A 21,302-nucleotide genomic window follows, 5' to 3' on the forward strand; every position below is an offset into this window, starting at 1 on the left:
CAACGTTGGAAACGGCAGTTTACCGGGAGCCGGGGGATCGCACAGGAGCCTCGTCCACATGACGTCGAGAACACGCCCGCACGACGCGCACACGGAATCTTGTAACGATCCATGATTGCGCAAACATCCTGTGGCAGAGTGGCGGCCAGCCGCTCCAGCTCCCCTCGAGCTGCCGGGGAGCGGCCAGTTCAGCGACGAACCGAAGGACCTCCCGTGACCAGATTCTCCCCCCATTCCCCCACGAGGTGGCGCAACGCAGCCAGGGTTCTGCTCGTGGCCGCGCTGGCCGTCGCGGCCTGCGCGCTGCCCTCGGCCCCCAGCGACGCCGCACCACCGCTGCCCAAGAACACCTCGGCCTTCCGGGGCGTGAACTGGGCCGATCCTCGCGACAACTACGCCCACGACGCCGTCGTCCCCTCCGGCCTCGACCCCCAGGCCGACTACGCCACCAACTACCGGATCGCCAGCGGCATCATCGGAGAGTTCCGCAAGGAACTGCGCGCCAACACCGTCCGCCTGCCGATCAACCCGTCCAGCGTCGGCACCGACTGGTGGACGAAGTACCGGGCAGCCATCGACGCGGCCACTGACTCGGGGTTCACCGTGATCCTGAGCTACTGGGAGGCCGACACCTCCAAGGACGGCCGGATCGACGACCCGGTCGCCTGGGCCCAGATGTGGCGCACCGTCGACGCTGCCTATGCCAAGAACCCCAAGGTCCTCTTCGAGGCCATGAACGAACCGCACGGCTACAGCCTCGGCGAGTGGGTGGACATCAACGCGCAGTTCATCGCCGACCACCCCTCGGTGCCCCGCTCGCGCATCGTCGTCTCCGGAACCGGGTACAACGACAGCGTCCAGGGCGTCTGCGCCGCACCGGAACTGTCGGGCACACTGCTGTCCCTGCACTTCTACGGCTTCTGGGGCAACGACACCACCGAGCAGAAGTGGCTCGAGAACCTGACCCCCCGCCTGCAGGGCTGCGAGTCCCGCACCATCGTGGACGAGGCCGGTTCCCCCATGACGATCGGCCTCAACTACGGCAACCACGAGGGCAACGTCTCGACAGCCTACCTGGGCGCCCTCACCCAGTACGTGCGCGAACACCAGATGGGGCTGGTCTACTGGCCCGGTCTGCGCAACGGTGACTCGTACTCGATGACCACCCTCGTGGGCGAGTCCGACCTGGAGGTCAACTCGGCCAGCGGGCTGGCCCAACTGCAGTGGGGCTGGGGACTGCTCAAGCAGGAGCCGGTCAACACCGACCCCGCCTCCCCGCCCGGTGACCCGTTGCGGGTGGCCGACGGAGGACGCTGCCTCGACGTGCCGGGGTGGTCGACGACACCCGGGGAGGCACTCGACCTGTGGGACTGCAACGGTGGCGGGAACCAGTCCTGGAACCTCACCGACGCCGGTGAACTGACCGTCTACGCCAGCCTGTGCCTGACCGCTGGAGAGGGCGCCGCCACTGCCGACAGGTGCACCGGCGCCGCGAACCAGCACTGGACGATCCAGCCGGACTCCACGGTCGTCTCCGGCACGGGCCTGTGCCTGACCGCCACCGGTCCGGGCAACGGGGCGGCCGTCGTGGCCGCTGCCTGCACGGGCGCCTCCAACCAGCAGTGGAGCCGCGCCTGACCACGTGGGTGGTGCAACAGCGAAGCGAGGTGAGACTCTGGACCGGGCTCAGCCCTCGATCTTGAGGAACTGGTTGGTCTTGGACGACTCGATCATGGCCTCGCACACCTCGACCACCCTGGCGCCCTCGTCGAGCGTCACGATGCTGGCGCCCTCCTTGCCGAGCACCGCGTCACGGAAGTTCTCGTGCTCGGTGCGCAGGGGCTCGGGCTTCGGGATGGCGAAGCGGGTCATGTCACCCTCGGCGACACCGCGGAAGTTGGCGATGTCGTCCCAGGTTGTCGCGACCGTGCCGTTGGCGTAGAAGGTGAGGTCGGCGGTGAGGGTGTCCGCGATGAACATGCCCTTCTCGCCGGTCACCATGGTCAGCCGCTCCTTGGTCGGCGAGAGCCAGTTGACGAGGTGGTTCGACATCAGCCCACCCGACAGCGTGCAGGTGGCCGAGACCATGTCCTCGTACTGACGACCCGACTTGAACATCGAGCGGGCAGCCACCCACTCGTACTTGCGCTGGGTCACCCAGGCGGTCAGGTCGATGTCGTGGCTGGCCAGGTCCTTGATCACACCGACATCGGCGATCCGGTTGGGGAAGGGGCCTTGGCGCCGGGTGACGATCTGGTAGAGGTCACCCAGGTCACCGTTCTCGAGCCGCTTGCGCAGGCTCTGCAGCGCCGGGTTGAACCGCTCGATGTGACCGACGGCACCGATCAGGCCCTTGGCCTCGAAGGCGTCGGCCAGCCTGCGGGCGGCCTCGGCGGAGGCAGCCAGCGGCTTCTCGATCAGGGCGTGCACGCCGGCCTCTGCCAGCTTGATCCCGATCTCCTCATGGGTGAACGTCGGGGCGGCCACCACCACGTAGTCGAGGTCGGGGGTCTCGAGCAGGGCGTCGATGTCGGGCAGCACGGGCAGGTCGTCGGCAACCCCGAAGGGGTCCTTGCCCGACGCGTCGGCGACGGCGACGAGGTCGACCCCGTCGATGGCCTTCAGGTTGCGGGCGTGGTTCTTGCCCATCGACCCGATGCCGATCAGCCCGGCACGCAGGTTCGCCATCTCAGGCACCCGCCTTGGCCAGGGTGTTCACCGCGGTGACGATGCGCTCGAGGTGCTCCTGGGTGACCGAGGGGTGCACCGGGAGCGACAGGCACTCGAGGGCGGCGCGCTCGGTCTCGGGCAGCTCGACCGGTGACTGGAAGGGCTTCAGTCGGTGGTTCGGCACGGGGTAGAACATCCCCGAGCCGACGTTGTACTCGTCCTTCAGCGCCTTGGCCAGGCCGTCGCGGTCGTCGGCCACGCGGATCGTGTACTGGTGGTAGACGTGCACCGCACCCTCGGCCACCGGCGGGGCGGTGACCCCCTCCAGGTGGGACGAGAGGTAGTCGGCGTTCTGCTGACGGGTCTTCGTCCACGCGTCGACCTTGGTCAACTGCACGCGACCGATGGCGGCGTGGATGTCGGTCATGCGGTTGTTCAGCCCGACGACCTCGTTGTGGTACTGCTGCAACATGCCCTGGTTGCGGTAGAGGCGCAGGTTGCGCTCGATGGTGTCGTTGGCGGCCGTTACCATGCCGCCCTCACCCGAGGTCATGTTCTTGGTCGGGTAGAGGGAGAACATCCCGAACTCGCCGAAGGCACCCACCGGGATGCCGTTCAGCGAGGCACCGTGGGCCTGCGCAGCGTCCTCGAAGAGCTTGAGCCCGTGCTTGTCGGCGATCTCGCGCAGGGCGACCATGTTGGCCGGGTGACCGTACAGGTGCACCGGCATGATGGCCTTGGTCCGCTCGGTGATCGAGGCCTCGACGGAGGCGGGATCGAGGCAGAACGAGCCCCGCTCGATGTCGGCGAACACCGGGGTGGCGCCGGTCAAGGCGACCGAGTTGGCGGTCGCCGCGAACGTGAACGACGGGACGATGACCTCGTCGCCCGCACCGATACCGCAGCTCAGCAGACCCAGGTGCAGACCTGAGGTGCCGGAGTTGACGGCCACGCAGGCGCGTCCCAGCTTGAAGTGCTCAGAGAACTCGGCCTCGAAGGCTGCCACCTCGGGGCCCTGGGCGATCATGCCCGAACGCAACACGCGGTCGACCGCAGCACGCTCCTCGTCGCCGATCAGCGGCTTCGCCGGCGGGATGAACTCAGCAGTCATCAGTTGTTCTCCTCCACGAGAGTCAGGACCTCGTCGTTTTCGACGAACTGGTCGCCGGTCCTGGGGTCGACGAAACGTCGGTCACCGGCCGGTTCGAGTGGGAAGCCGGAGCGTCCCACCCACTTGATGCGCTTGGCCGGCACCCCGGCCACGAGCGCGAAATCTGGCACGTCCTTGACCACCACGGAGCCCGCCGCGACCGTGGCCCACCGGCCGACGGTGACCGGCGCCACGCACACCGCGCGGGCACCGATCGAGCAGCCCTGCTTCAGGGTGACCCCGACCGGCTCCCAGTCGTGGGCGCTCTTCGCGGTGCCGTCGGGGTTGATGGCCCGCGGGAAGGTGTCATTGGTCAGTACCGCGGCCGGGCCGACGAAGACGCCGTCCTCGAGCAGGGCCGGCTCGTAGACCAAGGCGTAGTTCTGGATCTTGCAGTTGTCGCCGACGTGCACGCCCGAGCCGATGTAGGCCCCTCGTCCGACGATCACGTTCTCACCGAGTTCGGCCCCACCGCGCACCTGCGCGAGGTGCCAGACAGAGGATCCGTCCCCGATCGTCACGCCGTCATCGAGATCGGCGGAGGGCTGGATGCGCGCATTGGACAAGGAAGCCTCCTGAATCAGGACGGCCAGCAGGGTGCGCCCCCGCTGGCAGTGCAGGACGAGCCTACCGCTCCGGTTCGGGTGCGACCGGGACCGGGGCGGGCGTTGTGGCGATTTGGCTGGTCAGCGGGGAATGGACTGGCTCGGGTTCGACCACGGGCACGCCCACCACCGGGGTCGCGAGCGGTGGGGGATCCTCCGCACCGGCGGGGTAGCCGTTGGGATAGGTGGTGAGCACCACGAAGACCACCAGCCACCAGACCAGCGAGATCGGGTAGTTCTTGAACAGATAGGTGTCGACGGCGAACCCGATGCCGGTGGCGACCAGACCCGACGACATCGCGACCGAGGCAGCGGGACCGCCGCGGATCCACTGGATGACCACGGGTGAGATGACCAGGGCCAGCAGGGCGAGCCCGACCAGCCCGAGTTCGGCCATCACCTCGAGGTAGACCGAGTGCGAGTGATAGAGGGTGTAGCCAAACGGACCGGTGAGGCGGCTGCGCCACGGCAGTGGCTGCCACCCCGACTCGTATGCGAACCACGGCCAGATGGTGCCGCTGCCGAGGCCGAAGACGACCCTTTCCCAGTGGGACTTGATGGCGACCCAGCCGACCAGCCAGGTCTGCACACGTCCCAGAGAGCGTTGGTCGAGTCGTCCCAGCACGGGCGAGAGCAGGGTACCGGCCACGAGCGCACCCCCCGCGAGCACGAAGACCCGCTTGGGAAGTCGGGCGAGGCGCTCCCCCAGACCCTTGTGGGTGCGGCCGAGCCGGACCACGAGCAGGACGGCCACGGCGGCCAGCATCACCAACGCCGCCCGCGATCCGGTCAGCATCAGCAGGATCAGGTGCGTCACCACCAGCCACAGCGAGGCCCGCGGACGGTAGGGCCGGACCACGCCAGCAGCTGCGATGGCGCCGCCGAGCAGGAGCACGACCGGATAGACGGCGCTGCCCCCCATCTGCGTCCACAGGCGCTGGGAGTGGTCGTCCAACCAGACGCGCGCCCAGCCGACCACGGAGAGGGGGGCCACCAGCACCGAGAGCCGCCACAGCAGCGGGAACCTGTCCTGGGGCTGGGTCAGCACCACCACGAGGAAGGCGGCCCACAGGGTCACCAGGGCGCAGAGCAGGGGGGTGGTGGTGATGTCGTGGGGCACCTCGGTGACCCGCCTGGCCTTGCCGACCCAGATGACCTGGCGGTTGAAGGTGGTCGAGACCAACGCGTAGACGAACAGGGCCGTCCCCGCGGCCAGGGTCACCCAGGCCCCGGTCGGCAGCTTCCACCAACGCTGCCCGCGTAGGGCGCACCACACGGCGAGGCCGAGCCCGATCGCCACGTAACCGCCCATCAGCACCAGGTAGAGCGGCAGTCGGGCCGTCCCCGGCCAGGGGCCGAGGGTGTTGAACAGGCTCATCATCACGACCAGCCCGAGCAGCGCCCAGTCGTAGAGGCGCACGGCCCACAGGTGTGGAGGTGACCCGGGATGCAAGGTCTCCTCCCGGGGAGGGGCCACCGTCGTCATGAGCAGCCATGCTAGTCGCGCTCGGACTGGCGCAGGTGTCGCGGTTGATGGGTGGCGCCCGTGGCTACGATGTGCAGGTGGCAGACTCGACGATTCCCTCATCACCGGCCGGTGCCGACCAAGCCCCTTCGTCCGGGGCACTGACCGTTCCCGGCACCCCTGTGGTGCTCGCCTCGAGTTCCCTCTACGAGGACGACCGGGCGCTCGACGTCATCGCCTACGTGCGCACCCTGGGCCGCTACCGCCTGCCGGCGCTCATCGTGGCCGCCGTGGTGCTCGTCGCCGGGCTGGTGTTCGCCTTCACACGCGCCCCCTCCTACACCGGTGACGCGGTGGTGCTGTTCGCCCCCCAGAAGGTGCAGTCCGATGCCGAGGCGACGCAGCAGGCGGCGATGCTGCCGTTCGTCACGAAGTCCTACGTCTACATGGTCAACCAACCGCTGGTGCTCCAGCGTGTGGCCGACAAGCTCGGCGACCCCACCAAGACGGCCCAGTCCTTGAAGGGTTCGATCACCACCGGCAACCCCGCCAACTCGTTCGTGCTGAGCATCAGCGGCAAGGCCTCCAGCGCCGAGGAGGCCCAGAAGCTGACGAACCTGGTCGCCGACGAGTTCGTCGCGGCCGTGCCCAGTTTCTCGCCGGGCGGCGAGCAGAACGTGTCGATGACGGCCAAGGTGGTCGACCGCGCTGTACTGCCCCTGGAGGCAGACCCGTCGGTCAGGCTGCAGTTCGCCGCCCTCGCCGTGGTGGCCGCTCTCGCCCTCGGCTTCGGCACCGCTGTGGCCCTCGACGTCATCTCACGTCTGCGGACGAAGAGCCCTCGCGCCTGACCGTCGCGTCTTGGCCCACGGGGCCGGCTCAGCCGTGGTCGGCCAGCGCCATCTGCCGGCGACGCATCGCCTCGGTCTGGAAGACCCCGATCGACGCCGCGATGAACAGGTAGATGAGGTAGTAGCGCAGGGTCGACGAGGGCACGATTCCGAGCACGGGCATCAGCGCCGAGAGCACCACCACCGAGGTCTCGCGCCAGCCCGGACCCATCTTGAGTCGCCACAGTCCGCGATGGGCGATGTGGAACCACAGCCCGATGTAGGCGATCAGGGTGGGCAGCCCGAACATGGTGAAGAACTCGAGCAGCAGGTTGTGCGGGTCCATCAGCACCGGGCCGTAGACCTCCTCGGCAACCTGCCGGAACCACGTCATGGAACCGTAGCCGTACCAGAAGTGGCCCTCGGAGGCGGGGGTCATGGCGATGCTGTCGTGGATGATGCGCACCCGCTGCAGCGCCGAGTTGTCCTGCACGTACGGAGTGGTCAGCAGGGCTGCGGCCACGAACACGGCGACTGACAGCACGGCAACCAGGGTGGGCACGCTCACCAGCCGCCGGTTGAGGAGGCGTGCCCCCGTGATCACCACCAACACCATGCCGAGGGCGAGACCGACCAGGGCTCCTCGTGCCCCGATCACCACGATGAAGAACATGCAACCCATCAGGCCGGCGGCCCTCGTCATCTTCTTCAGCGGTCCGACCCCGGCCCCGAGCAGCAGTTGCGCGGTGAGGATGGTGCCGAACATGGCCATCGCCACGGCGAAGTCGTTGAAGTTGGGGAAGAAACCGGCCACCACGAATCGGTTCGAGGCGACCGCTGCCGCGGTGTTGGCGTCGGGGTAGAGCAGCGGCAGCACCTTGATGCCGCTGACGGCCTCGAAGACTCCCGTCAACAGGCAGATCCACAGCCCCGCGACGGTACCGGCCATCAGCCAGCGGACGGCCGCCACGGTGTGGCGGGTGAGCGTGACGGCGGCGCAGACCAAGGTCATGGTGGCCATCAGGGTGAAGTTGTTGATCAGTGCCAGATCGGGGTTGTTGATCCAGGCCAGCCCTGACGTGCCGAGCGCGACCAGCAGGAAGATCCACATCGGGGCCGAGAGCTTGGTGGGCCAGCGCAGCCCCTTCACCAGCAGGATGAACAGGGGGATGAGCGCCGCCAGCACCACCGACAGGGGGGTCCGCAGCACCAGTCCCGCAGCGACGATCCACAGCAGCCGGGTCACTCCGCGACTGCGGGAGTAGCGCACCACCCTCGATCGTCCGCGCCTGGCGGCCACCAGCAGACCACGGTCCAGCGTGCCTGACGGTGCGACCGGGTGCACGACCTGTGGGGCGTCGCTCATCGGGTCTCCCATCAACGCTGGCTCGCGGTGATCGCGAGACCGTGCTCGATCATACGAGGCGCTCCGGGTGGGGGTCGTGCAACCCTCGCGCGCCACCTGCCCGGACGGCCCCGTGGTCGGGCTCGGAGGGCGCCCGCGCGTAAGCTTCGTCCTCGTGAACCCACCAGCGGACGAGCGCCAGCCCGCCTCAGCAGATGTCGACGGCGCCGACCCGGGCACCCCGAACCCAGCCACGGCACCCGCGGCGGGCGGGATCAGGGGACGAGTGCGGGCGCAGTTGGCCCAGCGGGAGTTCGCCCGTCACTTCCTCACCCTGATCACCGGCACCGGGGCAGCCCAGGTGCTGCAGATCGTGGGCATGTTGCTGGTCGGCCGGCTGTTCTCGCCCAGCCAGTTCGGGGTGTACACCGCGGTGCTGTCGGTCTCGCAGGCCATCCTGCCGCTGGCTGCCCTGCGCTATGACATGGCGATCGTGCTGCCCAAGCGGGCCAACGACGCGCGGCAACTGGTGCGGCTGGCCACTTGGATCAACACCGGCGTGGCGGTCGCCTCGACGCTGGTGATGCTGGTCGCGGCGCATCCGTTGGGCACCTGGTTGGGAGTCCCCGCGGGCGACCAGTGGCTGTTGTGGCTGGTCGGCCCGATGACGTGGCTGCTGGCCCAGGTGGCGCTGCTCACCTACTGGCTGACCCGAACGAAGAACTACCGCACCGTCAGCGAGAACAAGATCACCTACGCGGTGGCGCTGTCGGGTACCCAGATCGCTGCGGGACTGCTCAAGGCCGGGGTACCCGGGCTGCTGCTGGCCACCGTGCTGGGGCAGGGTCTGGCCCTGGTGAATGTGCTGCGCCGTACCCGTGGACAGTTCCGGCTCGATCCCGACGAGCCCACCGCGAGCTTCCGGGACCTGGCCCGCGAGTACCGCAAGATGCCGCTGCTCAACGGCCCCAACGCGCTGGTCGACTCGGCCCGCCTGCAGGGCATCCCGTTGCTGATCGCCAACCAGTTCTCGAGCGCCGCGCTGGGCCAGTTCAGCCTCGCCTGGCGGCTGCTGCAGGCACCCATCGCGCTGATCAACGGCGCCATCAGCCAGATCTACTTCCAGAAGATCTCCGTCACCCAGAGAGGCCGGATGTACGCCCTCATGAAGGTGTCGGTGGTGCGTTCCTTCCTGATCGGGTTGGTGCCGTTCGGGCTGATCTGGCTGCTGGCGCCGTGGCTGCTGCCCTTCGTCCTGGGTGACAAGTGGACGCCGGCCGGACGGATCGCGCGCAGTCTGGTGCCGTGGCTGTTCCTCAACTTCATCACCTCGCCCATCTCGACGGTGTTCGTGGTGGCGAGGCGGCAGGGCCTGATGCTGGTCTACGCCATCTTCTTCGCAGCCGTGCCGCTCACCCTGCTGTGGCGAACCGACGGCAACCTCGAGCAGACCATCACCTGGGTCGCATGGTCGATGACGGCACTGCTCATCGTCTTCACGGGTCTGGCCCTGTACGTGGCCCGCGGCTACGACCGCTCCCCCGTCGATCCGGACGACGACGCCGAGGCGGAGGGCGATCTCGCAGCCGAGGAGGCCGAGGACGTGGCCGCTGACGAGCGCGGCGACCGGTCCTGAGTCAGCGGCCGGCCAGCGCCCGCACCTGCTCGATGAACTGGGTATAGACGACTGCCTCGTCGAAACCCTTGGCCCAGAGCTGACGACTTCTGGCACCGCGGGCGCGGTAGGCCTCGTCCGGCTCGGTCGCCAGCACGGTCAGCGCTGCCACGGCGTCGTCGTCGGTGAAGTCGGCATCGAGCAGGAATCCGTTGTCGCGGTTGTGGACGATCTCGGCACAGCCGCCGACGTTGGTGGCCACCAGTGGCAGACCCAGCGAGGCACCGTCCATCAGGTTGACCGGCAGCCCCTCCGAGGACGACAGGTTGACCAGGACCGAGGGGTTGAGTCGTCGGTAGAAGTCGACCAGGTCGGCGTTCGGCACGTAGCCGGGGAAGCTCGCGTGCTCGCCGAGCAGATCCCTGCCCAGCGCTCGGACGGCGTCCTCCTCGGGTCCCGAGCCGATGTGCGTCCAGCGCGCGTCGATGCCACGATCGCGCAACCGACGCACGATCCCCGGGATCCGATCGAGGCGCTTGACCGGCGTCATCAGTGCGCAACTCACCACGGTGAACGGCTCCCTGCCCAAGGTCAGGACGGGCCCGGGGTCGCGGGTGCCGAGGTGCTGGCAGTGCACCTTGCCGGCGAATCCCGGGTTCTCGTCGCGGACCCGCCTCGCTCCCATCTCGCTGACCACGTAGACCCCGTCGAGTCCGGCCAGCAGCTCGGGGCGTTGGGGCAGGTGGCCGAGGGTGGCGATCTCGCGGAAGATCTCGTAGCGGTGGCCGCGTGCCACCTGGGCTCCGACCGTGGCGCCACGCGACCTCAGCCACGCAGCCGTTCCCAGCAGGGCGGTCGCCGAGGAGTGCAGCCAGTAGGCGTACAGGTCGATCTCGGCACGGCCGAGGTCCCAGTCGTCCCAGTGGTCGCGCAACTGTGCCACCAGGTCGGTGGTCACCTCGTCGGCGACACCGACGAAGGCCAGTTCCATCGCCACCTTCATGGGGTGCCCGCCGGTCTGTCGCAGCAGGTCGAGCTTGCGCCGCAGCAGGGACCCCGGGCTCGAGGAGTTGGCCACCTCGGCCCTCACTCCTCTGGCTGCGGCCCTCAGTTCGGACAGCCGACCGTCGTCCAGCTGTCGCCCGGCCCGCAGCACGGTGACCCCCTCGGGCACCTGCCGGGTGACCTCGTCTCCGTCTCGGGTCTTGGTCGCGACCACGATGACGCGGTCCCAGGCCCGGGCCAGGTGCGGTAGTTCGATCTCGATGAACTCCTCACCCTTTGCGTAGGGGTACAGGTGGGTGAAGAAGATCAGCACGCTGGGTCGCGCGGTGCGGTCGCTGGCCGGGGGTGTGGTCATCGAGGTTTCCTCTCGCCGAGCGTCAGCAGGTCATGGACGAAGGCGGGATACACGGTGGCCTCGTTGAAGCCCTCGTCCCAGATCTGGCGGGAGCGGCGTCCCAGCGCTGCGAACTGCTCGTCGGGCAGCTCGGCCAGCCGTGCCAGTTCTTCGGCGACCCCCTCGTCGGTGAACTCGGCGGGGAGCAGCACACCGGTGTCGGGGTGCACGATCTCACCGACCCCGCCCACATCGGTCGCGACCACCGCGATGCCCAGTGAGGCCCCCTCCATCAGGGTGACGGGGAGCCCTTCGCGCACCGACAGGCTGAGCAGGACCGTCGGACGAAGCTGCCGGTAGGTCTCGACCAACTGCGAGTTCGGTACGTACCCCACGAAGGTGGCCACGGGGTGGGTGCCCCCGTCGGTGGTGCCGAGCAGGTCGGAGGCCGACCGCTCCAGCTCGGGTAGCTGGGGTCCGGGGCCGATGTGGGTCCAGCGGGCGTCGATGCCGCGACGCCGAAGGATCGCCAGGATGCCGGGAAGCCGGTCGAGCCTCTTGATGGGGCTGACGAAGGCGCAGGTGACCACGTGGAAGGGGTGCCGCGACGGCGGTACGACCGGACCGGGGTCGGGGGTGGCGAGGTGGCTGACCACAAGCTTGTCGGCCACCTCGGGATTGTCGGCGAGGATGGCGGCTCGGCCGTTCTCGCTGATCACGTGGATCCGGTCGACGCCGGCCAGGGTCGCCGCCCGCTGGGGCACGTAGTGGTCGCGGTGGGCGTGGCGGTAGATGTCGTAGCTGTGGGCCCGGGAGAGGACTCCGTCGACCTGGGCCCCCCTGCCGCGCAGCCAGCGGGCGATGGCGCCGGCCGCCAGCGCCGGGGTGTGCAGCCAGTAGGAGTAGACCGTGATGCGGGCCGTCTCGAGCTGCCAGTCGTGCCAGTGCTGCTCGAGCTGGCGGCGCAGGTCACGGACGGTCCCTGCGGCCAGCGAGGCGTAGCTGGCGTCGAGCGCGAGCCGGCGCAGGTTGCGCTCGGCCTCGCGGATGTTGCCGGGGCGCAGACGAGGCAGACCCTTGGCGGCCTGCAGCAGGCGTCCGCGTCGGTCGGTGGGCAGGTCTCGTCCGGCTCGGATGACCTCGACGTTGGCCGGAACCGCGCGGGTGATCTCGACCCCCGGGCGGGTCTTGGTGGCCACCACGACGACGCGATCGAACGCGGCAGCCAGGTGGGGGAACTCGGCCTCGACGAACTCCTCGCCGGTGGCGAAGGGGAACACGTTGGTGAGCATGATCAGCACTCGGGTCACGCCCCCCAGCGTAGGGCCGGGGCCGCCGGGTGGCCGCTCGCTACGATCTCAGGCATGAGTCTGCGGGTCATCTTCCACGTGCCCTACCCCCTGGAACACGAGAATCCCAAGGGTGGGGCCGTTCGTCCGACCCGCATGCTGCGCGCCTTCCAGCAGTTGGGCGAGGTGGTCGTCATCGAGGGCAACGCCGCCCACCGCAAGCGGCTGATGGCCGGGGTTCGAGCGCGGGTCAACGCCGGGGAGCGGTTCGACCTGTGCTACTCCGAGTCATCGACCATGCCGACCGCACTCACCGAACCCCACCACCTGCCCACCCATCCGCTGCTCGACTTCAGCTTCTTCAGGTTCCTGCGGGGTCACGGGATTCCCGTGGGCCTGTTCTACCGCGACATCCAGTGGCGGTTCCCGATGTATGGCCAGGGCATGGATCCGGTGCGCAAGGCAGCCGCGCTGGCCATGTACCGCTACGACCTGGCCGCCTACGCCCGCGTGCTCGACGTGCTCTTCCTGCCCTCACTCGAGATGGCGGACGAGTTCCCGCTGCCCGACGTGGAGGTGGCCGCCCTTCCCCCGGGCCACGAGGTCGGCGAGGTGCCCCCGGTGCCGGTCTCCGACCGCCTCGAGTTGTTCTACGTGGGTGGGCTGGGGCCCAACTACCGGGTGGACGAGTTCCTGCGCGCCGTGCACCAGACCGCTGGGGTGCGGCTGACGCTGTGCACGCGGGCCAATGAATGGGAGGCGGTCCGCGACCGCTACCGGCCGGTCACGGGCGACAACCTGACCCTGGTGCACGCCTCTGCCGAGAACCTCGCCCCCCTCTTCGCTGCGGCGCACGTCGGCGTCACCGCCACCGAGCCGCAGCCCTACTGGAGGTTCGCGGCACCACTGAAGATGTATGAGTACCTGGGCAACGGGCTGCCACAGATCGCCTCAGCGGGCTCCCTCGCCGGTGACTTCGTCCGTCGGAACCAGATCGGCTGGACCGAGCCCTACCGCTCGGACGACTTCGCCAGGCTGCTGCGCGAGTTGTCGGAGGATCCCGAGGCGGTGGCGCGAGCCAGACAGCGAGTGCTCGAGGTGAGGACGAGGCACGGGTGGCTGCAGCGCGCCGAGCAGGTGGTCGAGGTGCTCAGGAGCCGTCGCGGCTGACCTCGGGCGGTGAGGTCAGGGCTGCCGCCACGACGAACCACCACCAGAACGACACCGCGAAGTTCTTGAGCAGGTAGTAGTCGAACAGGAACGCCACCAGCCCGGCCACGACCGCCAGCAGGGCCAGGTCGGAGGCCTCCGTCCCCCCGGAGCGACGGGCCCTCGTCCAGCACCTCACGAGCACGATCACCAGAGGGACGAGGACCAGGGCGAGCAGGACCAGGCCGACCAGGCCGAGTTCGACGCCCACTCCCAGCAGTACCGAGTGCGGGTTGGTCAGCAGTCGTCCCTGGGAGCTGTTGACCATCGACCGCCACGGCTGGATCCAGTAGCGGGCATCGAAGGCGTACCAGGGCCACACCCGTCCCGAGCCCGCACCGAAGACCCACTGGCGCCAGCCGTGTCCCAGGATGCGCAGGGAGGTGTGCAGGTTGGCGGAGCGGCCCTCGTCGGAGAAGGAGAGCAGTCGCTGCAGGTAGGGCACGAAGGCGACGAGCAATCCTGCCGCCACCACTCCCCCGACGGCCAGCGCGACGACGAGCCGCGCCGAGACCCGGCCCAGGAACCACAGCCCCACGAGCACGACGAAGACCGCCAGGCTGAGCAGACCCGAGCGTGAGCCGGTCAGCACCACCCCGACCGCGGCCAGAGCCGCACCGATGGCGCTCAGCACCCGCCGGTGGCCGGACACGGCGGCACCCAGCAGCACCCCACAGGCGAGCAGCAGCACCAGGTGAAGGGTGGCCGACCCCGCCATACCGGTCGCCATCCGGAACGATCGATGCACCAGCACACCCCTGGGCCACAAGGCATAACAGCTCACCACCACGACGACGGCGGCCCACCAGAGCCGCTGCAGGCGGCGGACCGGATCGATCACCAGTACGGCCAGCACCGCAGTGGTCATGGTGACGAAAGCGGTCGCCAACGGCACCAGTCGGTAGATCATCGGGGCGAACGCGAACGTGTCGGGCGGTATCGCATCGGGAGCTGTTCGTGAGGTCGGGTAGGGCGTTCCCGACACCAGGGCGCTCACCAGCGCGTAGCCCAGCAACAGGGTGAAGCCAGCCACGACGACGGTGAGCGCCGGCTGCTGGGTCCGCCAGCCTCCTCCGCCGAACTGCCGCAGTCGCGGCCATGCCAGCACGGCCAGCAGCACCGACGCCAGGGTGAATCCGAGCAGGAAGGTGCTCCAGATCCACCCGGGTCCGACCAGGGCGCGACGCAGGTCGAACAGTTGCATCGCGAGCAGCGCCGGCACGACGGCCCAGCTGGCGATCGTCCGCAGTCGGTCGGCGAGGGGAACAGGGGTGTCGGCCACGGGCCCGAGCCTATGCCCCGCGTCCGCGGGCGCAGCTCACAGCACGCAGCTCACAGCGCGCAGGTCACAGCACGCGGCTCACAGGACGATGGCCACCGTGGCGGTGAGAACGCACGCCACCGCCACGACCGCGCTCTGCCACAGGTGCACGCCCCAGTTCACGGGGGCATCGGCGCGGCGGCACCGTCCGGCCCAGAGCAGCGTCGCCACCGAGCCCCACGGGGTGACGATCGAACCGGCATTGACCCCGACCAGTACGGCCGCGATGCGGTGTGCCGACCCGGCCACGGGCTCGAGGGCCAGGTAGCTCGGCAGGTTGTTCCCCAGGTTCGCCAGCCCCGCAGACGCCGCGGCGAGCCGCAGCAGGTCACCCACACCGGACCCACGACCGGCGACCTGCAGCAGCAGGGCGGTGAGCCCGGCTCGTCCGGCGATGTCGACCAGCACGAACAGCACCACCACGGCGAGGATGGTGAGCCAGGGCAGGTGCAGGGTCGAGAATCCCTCACGGTCCCGCCAGGCGAGCACGGCCAGCAACACGACAGCGGCCACCGCGGCGGGGATGACGGGGGTGATCCCGCTCACGAACAGCGGTCCCAGCGCGATGCACACCAGCGCCGAGACCCGCACCAGCACGGGATCGTGCTGGTGGGCCGGTTCGGTGGTCTCGAACCGTCCGCGCAGGGTGCGACGGTGCAGCAGCCACGTGACCACGACCGTGGCCAGCACGGCCGCGATCGCCGGTCGCCACATCAGCCCCAGGTAGGACGGCCCGCCCAGCGGCCCACCCTGCTGGTGCAGCCGGCTCACGTGGTGCAGGGCCAACAGGTTCGTGAGGTTCGAGACCGGCAGCAGCAGTGAGGCGGTGTTGGCCAACCACACCGTGGTCAGGGCGAACACGCGCCTCTCGAGACCGGCGACCTTGGCGATGGCCAACACCACCGGGGTCAGCAGCACCGCGGTCGTGTCGAGCGAGAGGACGATGGTGGCCAGCGTCGCCAGAGCGACCACCAGCAGCCACAGGCGGAGGACGCCGCCGTGGGCGACGCGGGCGCACCAGTGGCCGGCGATGTCGAACACGCCCGCCCGGTCGGCGATCTCGGCGACGATGGTGAGGGCGAGCAGGAAGCCCAGCACCGGGCCGGTGCGCTCGACGAGCATCACGAGATCAGGCATGGAGGCCCTCCCCAGTCATCGGTTGGCCCGGCATCAGCTGGCCCGGTCATCAGCTGGCCCAGTCACCGTGGAAGTACAGCCAGGCCCAGACCACGTCGGCAATGATGCAGGCCACGAAGACGCAGACGACAGCGGCCCTGACCACGGTTCCCCGCCAGAAGTCTCGTTGCCGATCCGCCCTGGCCGCCAGCTCGCCGACGAGCAGGAAGAGAGGGAACCACAGCAAAACCGCCCTGCTGATCGACATCCACCACACCGAGGTACCGAAGGCGACCAGCATCACGGCCACATAGGCGACGGATGCCCAGCGCTTCCTGACCAGGCAGGCCAGCGTGGTGGCCAGTCCGGTGGCCATCGCGACCAGTTCGGCCCGGAACACCCATGCCACCCGGGGACGATCCGGCCAGGCCACGGTCTGGGCGGCTCGCCACGTCGCCTCGAACGATTCCCGGGGAGTGTGGACACCGCGTCCCCACCCGGCCTTCTGGGCGTCGAACCATGCCGTCCACGACCCGGTGAGCGAATGCAGGTACCAGGAGAAGGCGACCAGCGCTGCCGCCGGCAGCACCATCCACCACGCCTGCAGCGGCTGACGACTGGGCCGGCGCCGCCGCCCTCCCTCGGGCCCGTCACCCACGAGCGCCAACACCACCAAGGCACCCACCAGGAAGAGTCCCGAGACCCGGAAGCTGCAGGCGACGGTCGCGAGCAGCGCGGCCGCGAACCAGTGACCGCGCCGGGCCCGCTCCCACGCCCAGAACGCGGCCGCGCAGAACGGCGCCTCGGTGTAGCCGACGACGGTGAACACGGCCGTGGGCGCGACCAGCCACAGCGCCGCGGGCACCAGCCCACCCATCCGATAGAGCGCCCATGCCGCCAGGGCAGAACAGGCCAGCGCGAACAGGGCACCCGCGAGCCACATCGGGACGCCGACCTGTGCCACCAGTCGCAGCACGGCGGGAAGTCCGGGGAAGAAGGCCATCTCCTGCGGGTTCGCGTAGCCGTCGCGGGCCACGGTCAGGTAGTGCTGCACGTCCCAGTTGCCGAGGGCATCGCTGAACCGTCGCCGGTCACGGACGATCACCACCATCAGCACCACGGCCAACAACACTCGCGAGGCTGCCCACACCTGCCAGAACAAGGGCTCCGGAGCGCCCTCGCGCCTGATGGTGCGGCTCATGGCGCCAGTCCTCGCTCGGGGCGTGCGGTCCACGTCTCAGCGAGCACCGACAGGGTCACGACCAGCAGCACCGTGAGACGGACGACCACGGCGAGTGCGTAAGGCGTCTCGCCGCCGCGCTCCCCGAACCGGAGCGATCCGTTGAGGAAGGCGAACACTGCCGCCCAGTAGAGGGCCTCGCTGGCCGCGAGCACGGCCGTCCAGCCGGCAGGTCGGCTCAACGCCACCAGCGGCACGAGCAGCAGCGCAAGTTGTGGTGAGTAGCCGGGGGCGAGGATGAAGGTCAGACCCAGGGTCACCAACAGCAGTTGCTCGGGACGGGGGGTCAGGTGGCCGAGCAGGGTGAGCAGCAGCACCGCGACGATGCCCAGCACGGTGAGGGCCACCAGCACCCGGGCCACGACCACCTGCACCGGACCGTCGGGCAGCAGTTCCTGCCACAGGCCACCGAGGCCAACCGGCGGCAACAGTTGCGAGGTCACCCAAGTCGTCCAGCCCGAGGGCCACAGCAGCACGGCAGGCAGGTTGACGACCACGGTCACCAGGCTGGCCACCCCCGCGGTGCGCAGCAGGCGGGACCAGTCGAGATCGCGCAGGCAGAGCACCGCCAGCACCGGGATCAACGCAAGCAGGTGTCCGCTGGCGCTGACGGCGAGGCCGGCCAACAGCCCCGAGGAGATCCAGCGGCGGGTGTGCCACGACCAGAGTGATCCCATCAGCAGGGCGGCTGCGAGCAGTTGCCAATTCACGATGCCGACGGTGAAGGCGGTCAGGCACAGGGCGGCGAGCACCCAGCCGCTCGCCCGTCGTCCCGGGGCCAGCCGTCCACGGATGGCCAGTTGTGCGAACAGCACCACCAGGAAGCAGCCCCCGAACAGGACGGCGGCCACCATCGTGAACAGGTTGGCGCCGTCGAGTGCCTGCTGGCCCGTGACCCCCGCCCCCACGGGGTGGACGAGGCCGACCACTTCCCGCAGGACAACCATCACCAGCGCCACCAGGGGTGGCTGGTCGACGGGACTGGTGCCCGCGTAGGGCGAGTGCCCGGCGGCGAGTTGGTTCTGGAACGTGATCGGCAGGTCGGAGTAGCACAGCCGCAGCAGGGCGTTGACGTTCTGTCCGGCGACCCGGGTCTCGCAGGTGCGCTGGTGGGCCATGGCGGCCAACCACACGACGACCCCGGTGACCAACCATCCGGGTGTGGGACTGAACAGGTGCTGACCGCCGGTGCCGTGGCGGCCCGCGTCACCCCACCTGTCTGCCATGGACGAATCGTGTCATGTCACCGTGCGAGGACGACAAACCGCCCGGGCCGCAGGAGTGCCGCCCACGACTGCGACCGGACAAGGCGTTCAGGGTGTGGCGGACGCGGAACTGGCCCCCGCAGTCGGCGCCACCGACACCGAGGGCTGAACACTCGGCGCGACGCTCGTCGGGAGCTGGCTCGGCGCAGGGGCGGACGGCACGGGCTGTGACGGCACCTGGGACGAGGGCGCCTGGGTGGAGGGGGCCACACTCGGGGTCGCCGAGCTGGGCGGCGGCGTACTGACCGAGGGAGTGGCCGAGCTGGGGGTCGGTGAGGGGCTGGACGGGTTCACCGTGGAGTCCTTCTTCGACCCGCTGTTCACCCAGACCGGCGGGGCGAAGGGGATGTTCTTCTGCCCCTTCATCGCCACCTTCATGTAGTCGGCCCACACCATCGCGGGATAGGTGCCGCCGAAGAAGGTGCCGTCACCGGGACGCTTGTACGGGTCGAGGTCCCCGTTGCCACCGTCACCCGCCACGAACATCACCGAGGTCGAGATCTGCTTGGTGTAGGCCACGAACCAGGCCGAGGTGATGGCCGTGCCGACACCGGAGGTGCCCGTCTTGCCGGCGACGTCGTAGCCGAGGTCGGCCACTCGTCCACCGGTGCCCTGCTTCACGACCGACTGCAGTGAGTAGGTGACGTCCTTCGAGATGTCGGCCTCGATCTTCTGCTGGGCCTTGGGCTTGTTCTCGTAGAGGGTCTTCCCGTCGATGTCGGTCACCTTCGCGACCACGTGGTTGCCGACCTGCTTGCCGTCATTGGCGAAGGTGGCGTAGCCACCTGCCTGCTCGAGCGGGCTGACCTCGGCCGTGCCCAGGGCGATGCGGTTGTTGTTGTCCCACCCGGGACCCTTCGGCACACCGGCATCGGTCGCGGCCTTGATCACGGCAGTCGGCCCGTTCGGGATCTGCTCGGTGAGGTCGACGAAGGCGGTGTTGATCGATTCCTCGGTGGCCTTCAGCAGGCTCACCTGCCCGTACTGGTGGTTGAACTCGTTGCGGATCGGCGAACTGTCACCGGTGGGGGTGAACGTGTCGCCGTTGAGTCGGGAGCGCAGCGAGAACCCGTTCCGCAGCCCGGCCACCGTGGCGTACGGCTTGAAGGTCGAGGCGGCCGCCCGGTCGGTCGTCGCCCAGTTGCGGGAGTTCTTCACGTAGTCGTCGCCGCCGTACATGGCCAACACCTCACCGGTTCCCACCTGCACCGAGGCGATGGCGATGTGCAGCTTGTCGGGGTCCTGCTTCGGGCTCGCCGCCTTCGCGACCGAGGTGCGGTAGGCCTGACCGACCTTCACGGCCTGGGCCTGCATGGTGGCGTCGAAGGTGGTGGTGACGTTCAGACCGCCACCCGAGATCTGGGCATCGGTGAAGCCGTTGTTGAGCAGTTCCTTGCGGACGGCGGTGAGCAGGTAGCCCTTGGTGCCCCCGTAGCGCGTGTTCAGCGGCACCTCGGGGAAGGAGGGCAGCTGCTGGTAGGCCTTGTCATGTTCGGCCTTGGTGATCTTGCCCATCTCGAGCATGCCGTCGAGTACGTAGCGATAGCGGTCGAGCAGGCGCTTGGAGTTGTTCGGACCCTCACTCGGATCGAACAGGCTCGGGTTGTTGAGCACACTCGCCAACACCGCCGCCTGGTCGAGGCTGAGGTCCTTGGCGTCGATGTTGAAGTACGCGCGGCTGGCGGCCTGGATGCCGTACGCACCTCGTCCGAAGTAGATGGTGTTGAGGTAGTCGCGCAGGATCTCCTGCTTGCTGCGCTCCTTGCCCAGCTTCACCGCCAACGCCAGTTCGCGGAACTTGCGGCTCATGGTGCGGTCGCTGGTGAGGTAGTAGATCTTGATGTACTGCTGGGTGATGGTCGAACCGCCGCCCTGGATCTCACCACCGCGGACGATCTGCACGATGCTGCGCGCGATGCCCGAGGGGCTGATGCCGCGGTCGGTCCAGAACGTCCGGTTCTCGGCCGCGACCACTGCGTCCTTGATGTTGTCGCTCATCTGCGCGTACGGAATGCTCGTACGGTTCTGCACCGCGAAGCTGCCGATGCGGGTCTTGCCGTCGCGGTAGTTCACGAACGTGGTGTTGGTGTTGAAGTCCTTGTTGGGGTCGGGCAGCGTGGTGCGCTGGTAGAACATCAACCCCGCGATGGCCGCCACCAGCGCCAGCACGAGGGCGCCGACCGTGGTGACCACGGCAATGCGTCCGACCACCCGCTTCCAGGTGAGCTTGCGCTTGCGCCTGGGTGCACCGCGACCGGCGGGGGACGCGGTGCGGGTTCGGGGCTCAGCCATAGATGTCCTCAACGGTTTCTTCTCGACGGGGACGACGCCGTTTGCGTCCGTCACCCAGGGTGTAGGTCTCGATCAGGTGGTTCCAGCGGCAGTCAGGGCAGACCTCGACCACGCGGACGGTGAACTCGCCCACGTTGTTCTCCATCTCCTCGAGCTCCTCGGTCGACTTGATGCGGCCCGAGTACATGCCCAACTGGTCACCGAAGGTGTAGTTGAGGGTGATCAGGTGCTGGCGCTCACAGATGGGGCAGGGGGTGTCGGCGAGCTCGCCGTGGTGCAGCGCGGAGCTGACCAACAACGGGTCGGCATCGCAGGCCTCGGGGGCATCGAGGCTCAGCGCAGGCCTGCGGAGCGCTTCGAGCGTTGCTCGGCGCTGCAGGGCGTGGGAGATGTAGTTACGGCGCGACCACATGGGAACAAGAGTAGGCGGCTCTCGGTGGGGGTAGGGGATTCGCGCGGTTGGTGATGTGATCGGCAGGCCTGTCACGCGTCGTCGTTCGGGTCGGACGCTCGTGTTGCCCGGATTCCCCGGGCCGGGTCACGGGGGCTGA

17 protein-coding genes are annotated in these 21,302 nt (G+C 68.9%); 4 read left to right on the plus strand and 13 right to left on the minus strand.

What is annotated here, in order from left to right:
• Positions 1–213 precede the first annotated feature (213 nt).
• Positions 214–1,638 carry a ricin-type beta-trefoil lectin domain protein gene (locus tag QQZ11_RS04575; RefSeq protein WP_284548939.1) on the plus strand — a complete coding sequence of 475 codons (1,425 nt, stop codon included), beginning with the start codon at positions 214–216 and terminating at the stop codon, positions 1,636–1,638.
• A gap of 48 nt (positions 1,639–1,686) precedes the next feature.
• Here the strand turns inward: QQZ11_RS04575 and QQZ11_RS04580 are convergent, their stop codons facing one another.
• The 4 genes from QQZ11_RS04580 to QQZ11_RS04595 all read right to left on the minus strand — a co-directional run bounded on the left by QQZ11_RS04580 (position 1,687) and on the right by QQZ11_RS04595 (position 5,911).
• Complete coding sequence (locus tag QQZ11_RS04580; protein WP_026377637.1) at positions 1,687–2,688, minus strand: Gfo/Idh/MocA family protein; 1,002 nt, start codon at positions 2,686–2,688, stop codon at positions 1,687–1,689.
• Position 2,689: 1 nt separating this feature from the next.
• Positions 2,690–3,781: a DegT/DnrJ/EryC1/StrS family aminotransferase gene (locus tag QQZ11_RS04585; RefSeq protein WP_284548940.1), complete on the minus strand. Its 1,092-nt coding sequence runs from the start codon at positions 3,779–3,781 to the stop codon at positions 2,690–2,692.
• Positions 3,781–4,386 (minus strand): acyltransferase, encoded by a 606-nt coding sequence (locus tag QQZ11_RS04590; protein ID WP_022909047.1) that lies wholly within the window; start codon positions 4,384–4,386, stop codon positions 3,781–3,783. The genes QQZ11_RS04585 and QQZ11_RS04590 overlap by 1 nt, the downstream gene beginning before the upstream one ends.
• Before the next feature lie 61 nt (positions 4,387–4,447).
• Positions 4,448–5,911 (minus strand): O-antigen ligase family protein, encoded by a 1,464-nt coding sequence (locus tag QQZ11_RS04595; protein ID WP_284548942.1) that lies wholly within the window; start codon positions 5,909–5,911, stop codon positions 4,448–4,450.
• 8 nt (positions 5,912–5,919) lie between these two features.
• Between QQZ11_RS04595 and QQZ11_RS04600 the strand changes: the two genes are divergently transcribed.
• Positions 5,920–6,741, plus strand: a complete 822-nt coding sequence (locus QQZ11_RS04600; protein WP_284548943.1) for a YveK family protein — start codon at positions 5,920–5,922, stop codon at positions 6,739–6,741.
• A 28-nt stretch (positions 6,742–6,769) separates the two neighbouring features.
• Here QQZ11_RS04600 and QQZ11_RS04605 read toward each other — a convergent pair whose 3' ends face one another.
• On the minus strand, positions 6,770–8,086 hold the full coding sequence (locus QQZ11_RS04605) for an O-antigen ligase family protein (RefSeq protein WP_022909044.1): 1,317 nt from the start codon (positions 8,084–8,086) through the stop codon (positions 6,770–6,772).
• Between the two features lie 154 nt (positions 8,087–8,240).
• Between QQZ11_RS04605 and QQZ11_RS04610 the strand changes: the two genes are divergently transcribed.
• Positions 8,241–9,701, plus strand: coding sequence for a lipopolysaccharide biosynthesis protein (locus QQZ11_RS04610; RefSeq protein WP_157438849.1), 1,461 nt, complete (start codon positions 8,241–8,243; stop codon positions 9,699–9,701).
• Position 9,702: 1 nt separating this feature from the next.
• Here the strand turns inward: QQZ11_RS04610 and QQZ11_RS04615 are convergent, their stop codons facing one another.
• The gene (locus tag QQZ11_RS04615; protein WP_284548944.1) at positions 9,703–11,040 is read right to left on the minus strand and encodes a glycosyltransferase; all 1,338 of its coding nucleotides are present in this window, start codon (positions 11,038–11,040) and stop codon (positions 9,703–9,705) included.
• Complete coding sequence (locus QQZ11_RS04620; protein ID WP_284548946.1) at positions 11,037–12,329, minus strand: glycosyltransferase; 1,293 nt, start codon at positions 12,327–12,329, stop codon at positions 11,037–11,039. Before QQZ11_RS04620 ends, QQZ11_RS04615 begins: the two co-directional genes overlap by 4 nt.
• Before the next feature lie 54 nt (positions 12,330–12,383).
• Between QQZ11_RS04620 and QQZ11_RS04625 the strand changes: the two genes are divergently transcribed.
• Positions 12,384–13,478 carry a glycosyltransferase gene (locus QQZ11_RS04625; RefSeq protein ID WP_284548947.1) on the plus strand — a complete coding sequence of 365 codons (1,095 nt, stop codon included), beginning with the start codon at positions 12,384–12,386 and terminating at the stop codon, positions 13,476–13,478.
• On the opposite strand, the gene QQZ11_RS04630 is transcribed toward QQZ11_RS04625, so the two are convergent.
• From QQZ11_RS04630 to QQZ11_RS04655, 6 genes are all read right to left on the minus strand, one after another.
• On the minus strand, positions 13,459–14,799 hold the full coding sequence (locus QQZ11_RS04630) for an O-antigen ligase family protein (RefSeq protein WP_284548949.1): 1,341 nt from the start codon (positions 14,797–14,799) through the stop codon (positions 13,459–13,461). The genes QQZ11_RS04625 and QQZ11_RS04630 overlap by 20 nt on opposite strands.
• 78 nt (positions 14,800–14,877) lie before the next feature.
• Complete coding sequence (locus QQZ11_RS04635; protein ID WP_284548951.1) at positions 14,878–15,975, minus strand: SLC13 family permease; 1,098 nt, start codon at positions 15,973–15,975, stop codon at positions 14,878–14,880.
• 49 nt (positions 15,976–16,024) lie between these two features.
• The gene (locus QQZ11_RS04640; protein ID WP_284548953.1) at positions 16,025–17,155 is read right to left on the minus strand and encodes a mannosyltransferase family protein; all 1,131 of its coding nucleotides are present in this window, start codon (positions 17,153–17,155) and stop codon (positions 16,025–16,027) included.
• Positions 17,152–18,420, minus strand: a complete 1,269-nt coding sequence (locus tag QQZ11_RS04645) for a hypothetical protein (RefSeq protein ID WP_284548955.1) — start codon at positions 18,418–18,420, stop codon at positions 17,152–17,154. Before QQZ11_RS04645 ends, QQZ11_RS04640 begins: the two co-directional genes overlap by 4 nt.
• 87 nt (positions 18,421–18,507) lie before the next feature.
• The gene (locus QQZ11_RS04650; protein ID WP_284548957.1) at positions 18,508–20,751 is read right to left on the minus strand and encodes a transglycosylase domain-containing protein; all 2,244 of its coding nucleotides are present in this window, start codon (positions 20,749–20,751) and stop codon (positions 18,508–18,510) included.
• Positions 20,744–21,163 (minus strand): DUF5318 family protein, encoded by a 420-nt coding sequence (locus QQZ11_RS04655; protein WP_026377633.1) that lies wholly within the window; start codon positions 21,161–21,163, stop codon positions 20,744–20,746. Before QQZ11_RS04655 ends, QQZ11_RS04650 begins: the two co-directional genes overlap by 8 nt.
• Positions 21,164–21,302 lie beyond the last annotated feature (139 nt).

The organism is Aestuariimicrobium sp. T2.26MG-19.2B (assembly GCF_950101875.1).
GTDB classification, from domain to species: domain Bacteria; phylum Actinomycetota; class Actinomycetes; order Propionibacteriales; family Propionibacteriaceae; genus Aestuariimicrobium; species Aestuariimicrobium kwangyangense.